Source organism: Shimia sediminis, assembly GCF_003990645.1.
GTDB lineage: Bacteria > Pseudomonadota > Alphaproteobacteria > Rhodobacterales > Rhodobacteraceae > Shimia > Shimia sediminis.
Map to the genome: position 1 here is coordinate 47,733 of NZ_RYZK01000004.1, position 14,306 is coordinate 62,038.

Consider the following 14,306-nt stretch of genomic DNA (forward strand, 5'->3'; position numbering starts at 1 on the left):
GAGTGATTCGCAACCCGTTTTCCCTGATTCCTTTACCTGCTCTTCGACGGAATGCCCAGCGCCTCAGCCTCTGGATCCCTTGGAAGAGCTAATCCGTTCCATGAGCGCGTCCAGCGCGGCGCGCTCTTCTTTGTCGATCGGCGCCCCGTTGGGGCCGACCTCAAACTCTCCGCTGTCTTCCTGCTTGCTGCGCAAGGCGCGGTTTCGTGCTTCCGCCGCCTGCCCCAGTCTCCAGGTCACAGCCTCGTCGGCAACCCCTGCGATGTCTTCCTCGGCCTCGGCAATTTCCGCGCTCAGTCCGCGCTCGGTTTTTAGTTTGGCCAGTTCTTCGCTTAAGGTAAGCCGCGCCATGTCGACGTCGCCGGGGCGACGCACGGCTGGCGTAATCGCCACATGGGGATGGCGCATGAGGTTTTCAACAGCATCCGGCCCCAGGGCTGCGGCGATTTCAGCGCGGGGATCGGGACTGTTGGCAAAGCGCAACAACTGGTCACGCAGCTGCGCGTTTTGCGGCTCGTGGCAGTCCAGCCGTTCGATCTCGTGTTCAAAGTCGTCGAGAACTTCGGGCGTGGAAATGGCCACCGCCAGGATGACCGCTTCGCGCAGGCGATGTTCCACCGCGCCCTGTGAGGCCGCAAGCATTGAGGCGCGGGTGTTGGTTTGGATCTGGGGTTTCGCGTTCCATTTGCCCTGAAAGCCACCACTGCCACGTTTGGGGCGGAACAATTGCCAGCGCATGTCCTTGATCGCGTCGCCATAGTGGCGCCGGATCGACGGATCGCGGATCAACATGAGTTTTTCGCGCAGGGTCTTGTCCAGCGCGGCCTTACGTTCGGGGCTGTCAAAGACCTTGCCCTCAATTTCGCGCTGCCAGAGGAGGTCAACCATGGGCATGGCCGCATCCAGCACCTTTTGCACGCCCCCGGCCCCCTTGGCGCGGATCAGGTCGTCGGGGTCCTGTCCCTCGGGCATCAGGGCAAAACGCAGGGATTTTCCGGCCTCGAGCATCGGCAGGGCGCTATCGATCACCCGCATGGCCGCGCGCAGGCCCGCCTTGTCCCCATCCAGCGCGATGATCGGCTCGGGCGCAATGCGCCACAAGAGCTGCAGCTGGTTTTCGGTGATGGCGGTGCCAAGCGGCGCGACCGCAGCGCCAAAGCCCCCTTCGGCCAGCGCGATCACATCCATGTAGCCCTCGGCAACAATCAAGGGCTGGCCCTTGCCTGCTGCCTCACGTGCGGGGCCGTGGTTGAACAGGCTGCGGCTTTTGTCGAACAGCTCGGTCTCGGGCGAGTTCAGGTATTTGGCGTTGTCATTGGGGTCCATCGCGCGGCCGCCAAAGGCGATGCAACGCCCACGGGCGTCGCGGATGGGAAAGATGATACGGTTTCGAAACGTGTCGTATGGGTTGCCGCCGCGTGTCGAGGGACGCGACAGACCACAGGCAAGGATCAGGTCGGGGGAGACATTCTTGCCCTTTAGGTGCTCAGTGAGCGCCTCCCAACTGTCCGGCGCAAAGCCGATTTCCCAGCGGTCTCGTGCGGCCTCACCCAGGCCGCGCCCCTCCAGATAGTCACGCGCCGCCGCCCCTGCCCCGGTTTTCAGTTGCAGGCGGAAGAACTGCACCGCCTGCTCCATCACATCGACGAGCTGTGTGCGTTTGTCGGCCTTTTCCTGCGCGCGGGGGTCGCGCTCGGGCATCTGCATACCGGCCTCGTCAGCCAGGATGCGGATCGCCTCCATAAAGCCGACGTTTTCGGTTTCCTGCACAAAGGAAATCGCATCCCCCTTGGCGTGACAGCCAAAGCAGTAATAGAAACCCTTGCGGTCATCCACATGAAAAGACGCGGTTTTTTCCTGGTGGAAGGGGCATGGCGCCCACATGTCACCCTTGCCCTGATTGGACTTGCGCGCGTCCCACATGACCTTGCGGCCCACCACCTGTGTCAGGCTGGTGCGCGTGCGCAGTTCGTCCAGAAATCCGGGTGGCAGGCTCATGGGTTAAATATGGGGGTGTGGTTGTGTTAAGTCCACTACTGACCGGCGCAGGCCGTGAAATAGGCCTCTCCGGGGCTTGGTTCAACGCTGAGCTGCTTGCGCTTGAGGTCGTTGTAGACCCAGGCCACCAATGCCGGAACCGCAGGCAGGTATTTCTCGGCCACGGCTTCGTCCTCACCAGAGGACATGATTTCCAGTGCCTTTTTCTCGCTCGTGCGGTCCAGGCGCAGCTCGGTCGCGCGGGTCACGATATCGGCCTGCATCTGACATTCGGCCTTCTTGTCGGCCAGAACTGGCGTGGTCAAAAGGGCCGTGGCAAGGCCGGCAGCATAGAAAAGACGCATATGTTCACCCCATAGCAGCGATTTGGCAGGCCCCATTTGTGTCAGGCGCTGCCGCGTGCTGCAACCCCCCGCATGGCAGTTTCCAGATCGTGCACCAGAGTTTTTGCCATCGACCGGAACGCCATGATGAGGAACGCATTGTCGCCGGTGCGGGTGATCGAGACCATCATGTGCTGGAGCTGGCTGCGCACCGTGTGCCCGCGTTTGAACTGCGCCCGGCGCAGATCGACAGGCACAAGCCGGGCGAGAACATCCTCGGCGGCCTCACCTTCGAGACGCACAAGGGCCCAGGCATCGGATTGATCGGTCACGGCAGCATGGTCCGCCAGCGAAGAGGCCGGTGACGGCCCGATGAGCATCACCTGCCCCTGCCCGAACCAGACGGCGCGCGCGCCCTCTTTGCCAGTGGCGCGGTTGATGTCCGGCAAGGCCATGCCATGCGCCGCTTTCAATGCGTCCGACAGGCCTGTCTCCTGCCCTTTGTAAGGCGCGACCGAGGTCAGTGTGGTCATCTCAACTTCGCTGAGCGAGGTGGTGCCATGGGTCACAGGCAGCAGGCCCGCGCAGGGGGATTTTGCAATCAGATCAGCCACGGACACGCCCTCCTTCGGGGTCAAAGAACACCGGATCACACACCACGCAACGGGTGGTGATGCCTCGCAGGTGATCGACCATCTTTATCTCTTCACCATGGCGCGCGCGCCCATTGCGCAGAAAGGCAAGCCCCAGGTAGCTCTCGAGCGTCGGTGAGAAGCCGACCGAGGTGGTGTAGCCCTGTTCGTTTTCTCGCACCGGGTCATCATCCGCATTGAACAGGTGCGCGCCAGCGGTGATCTGCTGGACAACGCCCACGGGTTTCAAACCCACGAGCTGCGCACGCTCTTCCCCCACGAGCCCCGGACGCTCGCTCATGGTCTTGCCGATACAGTCTTTCTTGGCGCTGACCATCCTGGCAAAACCGATGTCAAAGGCGTTGGTGCGGCCATGGATCTCAGCGTGGGTGATATGACCCTTTTCGATCCGCAGCACGTTCAGCGCCTCCATGCCATAGGCCCCACCGCCCATCGCTTCGGCGCGGGCCACCAACAGGCGGAACAGGCTGTCGCCATAGCGCGAAGGCACGGCAACCTCATAGGCATGTTCGCCGGAGAAAGAGATGCGGAACAGGCGGCCTTTGATGCCCTGCAAAGTGACTTCGCCGCAGGCCATGAAGGGCCAGCTCGCATCGTCGATTTCCACGTCCAGAAGCCCGTTCAGAAGTTCGCGGGATTTGGGTCCCGCGACAGCAAACTGCGCCCACTGCTCGGTCACCGAGATCATCGAGACATCCAGATCCGGACGCAGGCACTGATGCACATACTCAAGATGCCGCATCACCGGCCCGGCCGCTGCCGTCGTGGTGGTCATGACAAAGTGGTTTTCCCCCAGCCGTGCGGTGGTGCCGTCGTCCATGACGGTGCCGTCTTCGCGCAGCATCAGGCCGTAACGGGTTTTGCCCACCTTCAGGGTCGAGAACATGTTGGTGTAGACGAAATCGAGGAATTCGCCCACGTCCGGCCCTTGCAGATCAATCTTGCCCAGGGTTGAGACGTCGCAGATGCCCACGGCGTTACGCACCATGTTGACCTCGCGGTCACAGGATTGCCGCCAGGTGCGCTCGCCCGGTGCGGGGAAATAGCTGGGGCGATACCAGAGGCCTGCCTCGATCATCGGCGCGCCGGCATCGACGCTGGCCTTGTGGCTGGTGGTAAAGCGTTGCGGCGCAAAGCCATCCCCCTGCGCCCCGGCCCCCAGTGCGGCGATCGACACCGGCACATAAGGCGGACGGAAGGTCGTCGTGCCGGTTTCAGGAATGCCCCGTCCAGTGGCGTCCGCCAGCACGGCGAGTGCGGCCACGTTCGAGTTCTTGCCCTGATCCGGCGCCATGCCTTGGGTGGTATAGCGCTTCATGTGTTCGACCGAGCGGAAGTTCTCGGCAGCTGCCAGTTTCACGTCCTTGACGGTGACATCATTCTGGAAATCGAGCCAAGCGCGCCCCTTGCCCGCAACCGCCCAGAGCGGTTTCAGACGATAAGGCGCATCTTCGGCCTCGGGCAGGTCCGCCTTGGTCATCTTGATCCCGAGGTCGCCCAGCGCCGCCTCGGCACCAGCCGCACCCTGAGCCAAGGCCGCGTGGGTCGAAAACGCCCCGTTGCAGGCCCCCGCCGTGACCATACCGGGGACGGTCCCGTCGGTGGGGACAAAGGACAGGATGTCTTCGTTCCAGGTGGGTCGACCGTTCATGTGGCAGGTCATGTGCACGCTGGGGTTCCAGCCGCCGGACATCGCCAGACAATCGGTTTGCAGCTTGTCCTCGCGCCCATCCGGATAGCGGAAAGTCACCGCCTCCAGGGCCTTGCGGCCTTCGGAGTTGCAGACTTCGGCGCCTTTGTAGACCTCGTAGCCCTCGCCATCCGGCGCGTCCTGTCGTGTGTCTATGACCCCGGCCACGTGCACACCGGCTGCAACCAGATCGCGCGCAGTCCGGTGGGCATCGTCGTTGTTGGCAAAAATCGTCACCTTCTTGCCCGGCGCTACACCATATCGGTTGAGATAGGTGCGCACGGCGCTCGCGGTCATGATGCCCGGACGGTCGTTGTTGCGGAAGGCAACCGGGCGCTCGATGGCCCCAGCCGCGAGGATCGACCGCTTGGCGACGATGCGCCAGAAACACTCGAGCGGTGTGTCGCCAAGTCCGCCCAGATGATGTCCGACCCGCTCCAGCGCGCCATAGGTGCCCTGGTCGTAGGCCCCGGTTACGGTGGTGCGGGTCATCAGGCGCACGTTGTCCATTGCCGACAATTCGGCCACGGCCCGCGCCGCCCAGTCCTGACCCGACTGGCCGCCGATTTCATAGGTCTCCCCGTTGAGCCGCCCGCCCATGACGCTGTCTTCGTCACATAGGATCACCTCGGCGCCCGCGCGGCCGGCGGTCAGCGCTGCCATCAGCCCGGCGGGGCCTGCGCCAATGACCAGTAGATCACAGAAAGCAAAGGCTTTCTCGTAAGTATCGGGATTGTGCTTGCCACTCAGCGCGCCAATCCCGGCAGAGCGACGGATCACCGGTTCATAGAGCTTTTCCCAAAAAGCTTTGGGCCACATGAAGGTCTTGTAGTAGAAGCCGGCCCCAAGGAAAGGCGCGGCAAGGTCATTGAGGCTGAGCAGATCGACGTTCAGCGATGGCCAGCAGTTCTGCGAGCGTGTTTCCAGCCCGGCATAGACCTCTTGCACGGTGGCGCGCACGTTGGGGTCCTGCACCGCGCCGCTGCCCACGGTGATCAGGGCGCCAGGATCTTCGCTGCCTGCGCCGATCACGCCACGGGGGCGGTGATATTTAAAGGACCGCGCGATCATCTTGATCTCGGCAGCCAGAAGCGCCGAGGCCACGGTGTCGCCTGCGTAAGCCTCGACCGATTTGCCGTCAAAAGTAAAGCTCAACGGCGCGGAGCGGTCGACAAGGCCTTTGCCATTCACCCTCATGACTGCGCCTCCTTCACTTTTGACGCCAGCTCGGTGCTGAGAATCTCATGGGTCACCGTGTTGCGGGTGATCACCACCCAGGCTGCGCAACCGCTTTCGTGGTACCACAGATCGCGGGTCACGCCCGCGGGGTTGTCGCGGTTGTGCACGTAGTCATCCCAGACCACGTCGCCTGCATCCGGGTCGGGGCGCTCCAGCGCCACCGCATCACCCACATAATAAAACTCGCGTCGATCTCGTTCGCCGCAAAGAGGACATGTAATACGCATCTATCTTCTCCTCAGTGCAGGTTATGCTGAGAGCCGGTGCCCTCTTCATCCATGATGCCAATGCCGGTCCGAAACCGGTCGAGGCGATACTTGGCCGCGACGTCATGGGGAGTGTCTGTCGCCATCAGATGCGCCATGCACCAGCCTGACGCGGGCACGGCCTTGAAACCGCCATAGTTCCAGCCGCAGTCGATATAGAGCCCGTCGATGCCCTCCATCTTGTCAATGATGGGCGAGCCATCGGGCGTCATATCCATGATCCCGCCCCAGGACCGCAGCACCTTGGCCTTGCCGATCATCGGCATCAGCGTCATGCCCGCCTCCATCACGTGTTCTTTCATCGGCAGGTTACCGCGTGACGCGTAAGAGGCGTAGAAATCCAGATCGCCGCCAAAGACCAGACCACCCTTGTCGGACTGGCTCATGTAGAAGTGGCCCATGCCAAAGCTGATCACGTGGTCGATCACCGGCTTCAGCCCTTCGGTCACAAAGGCTTGCAGGACGTGGCTTTCGATTGGCAAGCGGCGTCCGGCCATGGCGGCCACCTGACCGGAGCGGCCCGCGACGATAATCGCGACCTTATTGCCCTTGATCGGTCCCCTGGTGGTCTGCACGCCTTTGACGACGCCATCGACGATATCGATCCCGGTGACTTCGCAATTCTGGATCAGATCCACGCCACGATCAGAGGCGCCGCGCGCATAGCCCCAGGCCACGGCGTCATGGCGCGCCGTCCCGCCACGTTTGTGGAACAGGCCGCCGTAGATCGGGAACCGGGTCTGTTCGAAGTCGAGATAAGGCAGCTCTTTGCGCACGCCCTCGCGGTCCAGAAGGATCGCGTCGTCACCCTGGTTGATCATCATGTTGCCGCGCCGGGCAAAGGCATCGCGTTGCCCGTCCGAATGGAACAGGTTGATGAGCCCACGCTGGGAATGCATGACGTTGTAGTTCAGGTCTTCTTCGAGGGTTTCCCAGAGTTTCAGCGAGTGGGAATAGAATTCAGAGTTGCCCTGCAGGAAATAGTTGGCGCGCACGATGGTGGTGTTCCGTCCGACATTGCCGCCGCCAAGATAGCCCTTTTCCAGCACCGCAACGTTGGTGATGCCGTGGTTCTTGGCAAGGTAATAGGCGGTCGACAGCCCGTGGCCGCCACCACCGATGATAATGTAGTCGTATTCCGATTTGGGCTGGGCGTCGCGCCAATGCGCGCTCCAACCCTTGTTCCCGGACAGCCCTTCGGTGAAAACCTTCCAACTCGAAAATCGCATCTTGCACTCCCATCAGACCGGGAACGATGAAACCCGGCTTGCGAGGAAAGTGCAACTGCCTGATAGGCGATACTTGGCAGAAAGCGACAGGTTTTGTCGTAATCCCCAGCAAGGCTGGAAAGTTGCGGGCCAAAGCAGCGTCAGAACAAGACCCGAAAGGCCAGACCGGCAATCAGGGCGTCGTCATAGCTTTGCCGGCTCACGGTTGCACCTGATGACTCCTCGAGCTTCAATTCGCCATCAAACTCCATGCCAACAAAGGCATTGAATGACAGGCCCGGGTTGGGTTTGTAGTCCACGGACAGGACAACGGGGACACTGGAATCCTGTCCAATGCCGCCCGGGGCCAGCCCAGTGTTGTCCAGCCGAAACCGGGTGCGTTCGTAGCGCGTTGAAAGCGACAGGCTGGTGCTGCGCGACGCCTGATACCTGAGCGAGACGCCGGGACCTTGAGAGGCACCGGCAGCGGTGCTGGTGCCGAGCGACCACTGATCCGTCATCTGCCAGTTCACCAGAAGCGCAGGGAAGAGATCGATGTCATTGCTTTCCAGTTCGGAAAAGGCACCAAAGGCCGGACCGATTTCCAGATTGGGCGAGACCTGCCATGTTACGCCTGCAAACACACCATAGGTGAATCCATCCGAGGCCGAGGCGTCGTTCTCATAATCCCACCGCAGTTGCGGAGAGACAAAGACCTTGGCCCCGCCGTTGGTGCGAAACCGAACCGGCGCCGAGATGCGGATGTCACGGACATCGTCCCAGGGCGCCGCGCCGGGTGTGGCGAAATCGTAGGAGTATTCACCAAGGCTGAGCAGGAACCCGTAAGACAGATCGTCGTCGCGATAGAGCGCGCCGCCTCGCAGGAACGCGCGGCTGGAAGAGAACGACCCACCGCCGCTGAGGTTGGCGTCATCCTGTGCCACAACAAGGCCATCAAAAACCGTTGTCCAGCCACTTTGCTGTGTGGACCCCTCTGTCGCCATCAGTGCCGGAAGTCCCGCAGCCGCCATCACCCGCCATATCCGTCTCGTCATTCTGCTCTCGCTCATTGTATTCCGCGCAGTTTCACGCGGATCTACAGTCACTACGAAGCAGGACGTCGGAGCGATCGAAAATAGTTCGGAAAAGTTTTTGCTGCCCCTTAGTCGGGTGTCGCCGCCTTGCGCTCTTCCAGAGTCAGCACGCGTGGTGTGACCACCGGATGACCAGACGCGTCAAAGAAAGGCGTGGCCTTGTCGCGGCGCAGCTTGGCGGACAGGTTGCGCTTCATGATCTGCCAGCCTGCGCTCAGAAAGCCGTAGCTCTTGATGGGATCGCCGGGGGTCGCGCACTCGCCTTTGTTCACGGCAATCACCGGGCCGAGTGCATCCTTGTTGCCGTGCAGATTGCTGGTCGCAATGCCGACAAAGCTCAGACCGGGCGAGGACAACGTGTTGAACAGGGGGGTATCACAGCAACCGGCATACCACCGCATGAGCCCTTTGGGAGAGAGGCGCATGCAAGCCAGGTGTTCCTTGCCCGTCTGAATGTCGACCAAAGACGGCACGGTCTGAAAAATGTCCGAGCCAGCCCGGTCATTCAGCACATAGCCTGCATTTAACGCATCCGCGCCAGCCTGACAGTCCTTGCAGTAACACACCACACGCGAACCTGCCTTGGGCGACACGTCGTGCAGCACCCCCGAAAGGGTGCCGCATTTACATGAAAATCTCAGGTCACTCACAAATCAGAGCCCCTTGGCACGGTAGCTGGCGGCAACCTTGTCGATGGCCACGAGATACGCGGCAGTGCGCAGATCATCCACATCGCCGCGCTCGTGCCAGACATCGCGCATCGACTGATAGGCTATCCGCATGGTGTCATCGAGACCTGAGCGCACCAGCTCCAGTTCATCCGCACCGCGCAGGTACTTTTGCTTGAAGCTCTCGGTGATCGAATAGGTGTTGCCCATCGCATCCGAGATGCGTTGCAGCTCATCCACCACCAGCTGGTGGCGCGCCTCTTCCTGGCGGCGCTGCATCCGGCCAAAACGGATGTGGCTGAGGTTCTTGACCCATTCAAAGTAAGAGACGGTCACACCGCCTGCGTTGGCATACATGTCGGGAATGATCACGGTGCCCTTTTCACGCAGGATGGCGTCCGCGCCAGCGGTTACCGGACCGTTCGCCGCCTCGATGATCAGCGGGGCCTTGATGCGCTCTGCGTTGCCGAGGTTGATAACCGCTTCCAGCGCAGCAGGGATGAGAATGTCGCAGTCTTCTTCCAGAACAACCGCGCCTTCCTTGACATAGGTGCCATCAGGAAAGCCCGTCACCCCGCCGTGTTTGCCGATCCAGGCCCGCACCGCATCCACATCCAGCCCGGCTTCGTTGACCAGAGCACCGTCCCATTCAACGATGCCGGTGATTTTTGATCCGTCTTCTTGCGACAGGAACTTGGCCGCGTGGTAGCCCACGTTGCCCAGCCCCTGCACGATCACGCGCTTGCCATCGAGCGAACCAGTCAGGCCAGCCTTTTCCATATCGCGCGCATCGCGGAAGAACTCGCGCAGGGCATATTGCACGCCACGGCCAGTTGCCTCGACCCGGCCCGAGATCCCACCTGCATTCAGCGGCTTGCCGGTGACGCAGGCCACCGCATTGATGTCGGTGGTGTTCATGCGCGCGTATTGGTCGGCAATCCAGGCCATTTCACGCTCGCCCGTCCCCATATCCGGGGCTGGCACGTTCTGCGAGGGATGGATCAGATCGCGCTTTGCCAGTTCATAGGCAAACCGGCGGGTGATACGTTCCAATTCGTGGTCTTCGTATTGGCGGGGATCAATCCGCAGCCCCCCCTTGGAGCCGCCAAAAGGCGCTTCGACCAAGGCACACTTATAGGTCATCAGCGCTGCCAGCGCCTCGACCTCATCCTGGTTCACACCCATGGCATAGCGTATGCCGCCCTTGACCGGTTCCTTGTGTTCGGAATGCACCGAGCGGTATCCGGTAAAGGTCTGAATTTGCCCACGCAACCGGACACCAAAACGCACCGTATATGTCGCGTTACATACGCGGATCTTCTCTTCGAGCCCGGGCGGCAGGTCCATCAGCGCCACTGCGCGGTTGAACATCAGGTCAACGCTTTCTCTGAAACTCGGCTCTTTGGGGGTGCTCATCGATATCCTCCTGACAAGCATTTTTGCGACTCAACGCCGCAGGTCTGAATTCTCGCAGCCTATGACGGATGACAACACTCTGGCGAGGGGAATGTTTGCTTTAGCGCCTATTTATTGTGCAATTCGAAAACTGGAAACAATTCCTTCGAATTGATCGCACTGTTCAGGCAACCCTTTGCAATCAGGATAGTTTCCGCAATCTCGCGCCAAGTTTGCCCCAGTTTTGCCCGATTTGCATGGGACAAAGACTGTGGCGCAGTGGGTAACGCAAAAGGCTGATTCCTGTGTTTGCGCCGGATTTCTAGGTGACGAATATGCCTCTGTTTGAACACTCACTGACAGAAAAAGCGCGGTTGCGCGTGCGGGAACACTGCGCGGCCGGACTACGGCAATTTACACGTGACGAAGACGGCGCACTGGTCGGCTTCGCCATTTTTCTATTTCTCATGATCCTGATGGTTGGCGGGATTGGCATTGATGTGATGCGCTCGGAAATGAAGCGCACCAAGATGCAACACACCCTGGATCGCGCCATTCTGGCTGCGGCTGACCTGAACCAGGAACTCGACCCCGAAGCCGTCGTGAACGACTATTTTGCCAAGTCAGGAATGAGTGACTACCTGACCAGCGTCACGGTGGATGAGGGCCTGAACTATCGTGTTGTCGAGGCCAAAGCCGAGATGTCCATGGAAACCGACTTTATGCATCTCGCTGGCATTGACACGATCAGCGTGCCTGCATCCGGCGTCGCAGAAGAACGCATCGATGGCGTTGAAATTTCGCTGGTGCTGGACGTCTCTGGCTCGATGAACAGCAACAGCCGCCTTACGAACCTCAAGGTCGCGGCAAAGGACTTTATCGATACAATGGTCGATAATACAGACGACGGAAAGTTGTCAGTTTCGATCGTCCCCTATGCCACACAGGTCGCCGTGCCTGAAAATCTTTTCAACACACTCAATGCCTCAATCAGCGGTACAGTCGACGTGGATACCGTTCTGGATTTCGGCTCGGCGGACACGGCCTCGAACCAGCAGGGGTATTCGCACTGTCTTCACTTTGACAGCGCTGACTTTAACAACACCGCGCTTGATCCCGCTGATCGCTGGCAGCAGGCCATGCACTTCAGCCCCTGGAGCGACTTTGATGGCCGGGATGATGACCCCAAGAGACTGGTTTCAAGTCCCGTGTGCCGGACCGACAGTGCCAGCGAGGTGCTGGTGCTTGAAAAAGATCAGACCAAACTCAAGAGCTACATCGACGGCCTTTGGGCCAGCGGTAACACCTCTATCGACCTCGGTATGAAGTGGGGGGCCGCTCTGCTTGATCCATCGACGCAAACCTCAATTGACTACATGATCGAGCAAGGCGATGTCTCCAGCGACTTCATCGAGCGTCCGCACGGCTATAATGACGGCGAGTCTCTGAAAGTGATCGTGTTGATGACCGATGGTCAGAACACTTCGCAGTACTACGTTGCGGACGGGTTCCGCGAAGGGGATTCGAACATCTGGTGGAACGACCAGGAAGAGGTTTATTCAGTTTACGTTGGTGTGGACTATAATGACCGCAACAACAACGGTGCCTATGACGACGACCTATACTATTGGCCCTATGACGGTTCCTGGTCGGATCACCCCTATGGCAACGGCGAAATCACCACGAGCGAATGGATCGAACACGTCGAACAGTATTGCAAAAGATACGACACGAGAAAGGGCAAGTGTAGAAAGTGGGGAAACAAGACCACCTATGAAGAGGTGATCACAACCGTCTCTGAAGCAGGTGAGGCCGTTCTTTTGCAGTACCCCGACCTCTGGGCCTATACATCGCTGGAATGGAACGTCGAAGAACACTACGAACCCTGGTCGTATTCCGCATGGGATGACTGGTACTACGACGTGCGCAAATATGTTGGTTCCTCGACCAAGAATACGCGCACCAAGAACATCTGTGACGCAGCCAAAGCGCAGGACATTGTGGTGTTTACGATTGGATTTGAGGCGCCTTCAACTGGACAGGCGGTACTCAAGGACTGTGCCAGCTCGGTCAGTCACTATTTTGACGTCAATGGGCTGGAGATCTCTGATGCTTTCGCGGCCATCGCCTCTTCCATCGCACAACTGAAGCTGACCCAATGATCAAGTTCCTCAAACAATTCCGCCGGGATGACACTGGCAGCGCTGCGGTTGAATTCGCGGTCATGTTCCCGGTGTTTTTCTTTATCCTGTTGTCCTCGGTCGAACTGGGCATGATGACCATTCGCTCAGCCCTGCTCGAGAGGGCGCTGGACATTGTGGTACGCGACATCCGCCTGACCACAGGCACAGCGCCGTCGCACACCGATATCCGCACTGCTGTCTGCGCAGAGACCAACGTCGTGTCTGACTGCAATAACAACCTTGCATTGGAAATGTATCTGGTTGATCCGCGCGCCTGGACCGACATCCCGACAGCAGTGACCTGTACCAACAAATCTGAAGAAGTGCTGCCCGTAACGGCCTTTCGCAACGGGATGGACAACGAGCTGATGATCATCCGGGCCTGCGCCAAATACGAACCGATGTTTGCAGACTATGGCTTGGGGGCTTTCATGGCAAAGGACAGCTCAGGCGATGCCGCGCTGATTGCCAAAGCAGCCTTTGTACAGGAACCGAGGTAACACCCATGTTGACCACTTACTACAACCTCTTGCGCCGCTTTCGCGAAGATGCGCGCGGCTCGGTTTCGGTCGAAGTCGCCATTATCCTGCCGGTCCTTCTGTGGGCTTTTGTGGCGATGTGGGTTTTCTTTGATGCCTACAAGACCCGATCAACCACGGAAAAGGCGGCCTTTACCATCTCGGATATGCTGTCACGTGAAACCAACGCCATCAACGACACCTATCTGACCAGCGCCAAGACACTGTTTGACATGCTGGCCAGCAGCGACTCGGAGTCTGGTCTGCGGGTGACGGTTATCAGCTACTCGCTTGCCGAGCAGGACTATGTGTTCAAGTGGTCCCAGGTCAAAGGCAATATCCATGCCATGACCGGGGCAGACATGGATGATCTAGATGGCATGTTGCCCAACATGTCCGCCGGCGAAACCCTGATCATCGTGGAAACCACCTCGACCTATGATCCGCCATTGGATGTGGGTTTGGGAGAATTGAAGATGGACACGTTCATCTTTACCCGCCCTCGATTTGCACCTCAGCTGGTCTGGTCGTCCTGAGCCCTGGCTTCGGCGACCATGGCCTCGAGCATCTGCGCCATGAACTTGGTCTGAGAGCCGGGCGTTACGCCACCGATCCCGACCCGTTTGCCAATGGCCCACCAAAGGCCCGGTTGCCAGGAACGATCGCGACCGTGTTTCAGAACCAGCGTGAATCCGTTTGAAGGCTTCATCGCGAACATTCCGCGGTTGATACGGTCGATGTCTGCCAAAGGGGCAATGACGGTGCCGGTGCTGTCGCGCAGACCTTGGGCTGTCAGTTCCACAACCCGCTCAGTCGCGCGCCGTGTCTTGTCGGCAAAGACCAGCGCTACGATACCCAGCACGATCAGAAAGACCTGCCAGCCCAGGACAGCCGGTGGCGTTGTCATCGCAATGTAGAGCAAGAGTGCGCCCAGGATACCCATGATACCCACCGCCATCCAGCGGCGTGGTGCCGATGCGCTGACAGTTGCAAGAACCTCTTCAGACATTATCCAGTCCCCCTATGACGCCCTGCCCTACCTCAGCCTTTGACCAAAGGGCAAGGCTTGTT

Annotated in this window: 13 protein-coding genes; 3 read left to right on the plus strand and 10 right to left on the minus strand. The window is 59.8% G+C overall.

Translation table 11 applies throughout. From position 1 onward, the window contains the following. Nucleotides 1-63 precede the first annotated feature (63 nt). The 9 genes from dnaG to EK369_RS10295 form a co-directional block, all read right to left on the minus strand. Nucleotides 64-1,998, minus strand: coding sequence for a DNA primase (gene dnaG, locus EK369_RS10255; protein WP_127114154.1), 1,935 nt, complete (start codon nt 1,996-1,998; stop codon nt 64-66). Between the two features lie 35 nt (nt 1,999-2,033). After that, nucleotides 2,034-2,342: a hypothetical protein gene (locus EK369_RS10260; protein ID WP_127114155.1), complete on the minus strand. Its 309-nt coding sequence runs from the start codon at nt 2,340-2,342 to the stop codon at nt 2,034-2,036. A 41-nt stretch (nt 2,343-2,383) separates the two neighbouring features. Beyond that, nucleotides 2,384-2,935 (minus strand): sarcosine oxidase subunit gamma, encoded by a 552-nt coding sequence (locus tag EK369_RS10265; RefSeq protein WP_127114156.1) that lies wholly within the window; start codon nt 2,933-2,935, stop codon nt 2,384-2,386. Beyond that, nucleotides 2,928-5,861 (minus strand): sarcosine oxidase subunit alpha family protein, encoded by a 2,934-nt coding sequence (locus EK369_RS10270; protein WP_127114157.1) that lies wholly within the window; start codon nt 5,859-5,861, stop codon nt 2,928-2,930. The genes EK369_RS10265 and EK369_RS10270 overlap by 8 nt, the downstream gene beginning before the upstream one ends. Then, nucleotides 5,858-6,130, minus strand: coding sequence for a sarcosine oxidase subunit delta (locus tag EK369_RS10275; RefSeq protein WP_127114158.1), 273 nt, complete (start codon nt 6,128-6,130; stop codon nt 5,858-5,860). The genes EK369_RS10270 and EK369_RS10275 overlap by 4 nt, the downstream gene beginning before the upstream one ends. Nucleotides 6,131-6,141: 11 nt before the next feature. After that, entirely contained in the window at nt 6,142-7,398 is a 1,257-nt protein-coding gene (locus tag EK369_RS10280; RefSeq protein WP_127114159.1) for a sarcosine oxidase subunit beta family protein, read from the minus strand. 140 nt (nt 7,399-7,538) lie between these two features. Further along, nucleotides 7,539-8,432, minus strand: coding sequence for a DUF6268 family outer membrane beta-barrel protein (locus EK369_RS10285; protein WP_235871396.1), 894 nt, complete (start codon nt 8,430-8,432; stop codon nt 7,539-7,541). Between the two features lie 107 nt (nt 8,433-8,539). Continuing rightward, the gene (locus tag EK369_RS10290; protein WP_127114160.1) at nt 8,540-9,121 is read right to left on the minus strand and encodes a DUF6151 family protein; all 582 of its coding nucleotides are present in this window, start codon (nt 9,119-9,121) and stop codon (nt 8,540-8,542) included. 3 nt (nt 9,122-9,124) lie between these two features. Beyond that, entirely contained in the window at nt 9,125-10,555 is a 1,431-nt protein-coding gene (locus tag EK369_RS10295; RefSeq protein WP_127114161.1) for a Glu/Leu/Phe/Val family dehydrogenase, read from the minus strand. Between the two features lie 314 nt (nt 10,556-10,869). Here EK369_RS10295 and EK369_RS10300 point away from each other — a divergent pair, with 314 nt between their 5' ends. From EK369_RS10300 to EK369_RS10310, 3 genes are read left to right on the plus strand one after another with little or no spacing between them, the layout of a single operon-like run. Further along, the gene (locus tag EK369_RS10300; protein WP_127114162.1) at nt 10,870-12,696 is read left to right on the plus strand and encodes a TadE/TadG family type IV pilus assembly protein; all 1,827 of its coding nucleotides are present in this window, start codon (nt 10,870-10,872) and stop codon (nt 12,694-12,696) included. After that, a complete protein-coding gene (locus EK369_RS10305) occupies nt 12,693-13,217 on the plus strand; it encodes a TadE/TadG family type IV pilus assembly protein (RefSeq protein ID WP_127114163.1) in 525 nt (174 codons plus the stop codon). The genes EK369_RS10300 and EK369_RS10305 overlap by 4 nt, the downstream gene beginning before the upstream one ends. Nucleotides 13,218-13,222: 5 nt before the next feature. Further along, complete coding sequence (locus tag EK369_RS10310) at nt 13,223-13,771, plus strand: TadE/TadG family type IV pilus assembly protein (protein ID WP_127114164.1); 549 nt, start codon at nt 13,223-13,225, stop codon at nt 13,769-13,771. Here EK369_RS10310 and EK369_RS10315 read toward each other — a convergent pair. Next, complete coding sequence (locus EK369_RS10315) at nt 13,750-14,244, minus strand: hypothetical protein (protein ID WP_127114165.1); 495 nt, start codon at nt 14,242-14,244, stop codon at nt 13,750-13,752. The two genes, EK369_RS10310 and EK369_RS10315, sit on opposite strands and share 22 nt — an antisense overlap. Nucleotides 14,245-14,306: the final 62 nt, after the last annotated feature.

Coding starts and splice junctions, on each gene's coding strand:
- EK369_RS10310 (WP_127114164.1), top strand. CDS start 13,223: ATGTTGACCACTTACTACAACCTCTTGCGCCGCTTTCGCGAAGATGCG.
- EK369_RS10295 (WP_127114161.1), bottom strand. CDS start 10,555: ATGAGCACCCCCAAAGAGCCGAGTTTCAGAGAAAGCGTTGACCTGATG.
- EK369_RS10270 (WP_127114157.1), bottom strand. CDS start 5,861: ATGAGGGTGAATGGCAAAGGCCTTGTCGACCGCTCCGCGCCGTTGAGC.
- EK369_RS10315 (WP_127114165.1), bottom strand. CDS start 14,244: ATGTCTGAAGAGGTTCTTGCAACTGTCAGCGCATCGGCACCACGCCGC.
- dnaG (WP_127114154.1), bottom strand. CDS start 1,998: ATGAGCCTGCCACCCGGATTTCTGGACGAACTGCGCACGCGCACCAGC.
- EK369_RS10260 (WP_127114155.1), bottom strand. CDS start 2,342: ATGCGTCTTTTCTATGCTGCCGGCCTTGCCACGGCCCTTTTGACCACG.
- EK369_RS10275 (WP_127114158.1), bottom strand. CDS start 6,130: ATGCGTATTACATGTCCTCTTTGCGGCGAACGAGATCGACGCGAGTTT.
- EK369_RS10300 (WP_127114162.1), top strand. CDS start 10,870: ATGCCTCTGTTTGAACACTCACTGACAGAAAAAGCGCGGTTGCGCGTG.
- EK369_RS10305 (WP_127114163.1), top strand. CDS start 12,693: ATGATCAAGTTCCTCAAACAATTCCGCCGGGATGACACTGGCAGCGCT.
- EK369_RS10280 (WP_127114159.1), bottom strand. CDS start 7,398: ATGCGATTTTCGAGTTGGAAGGTTTTCACCGAAGGGCTGTCCGGGAAC.
- EK369_RS10285 (WP_235871396.1), bottom strand. CDS start 8,432: ATGACGAGACGGATATGGCGGGTGATGGCGGCTGCGGGACTTCCGGCA.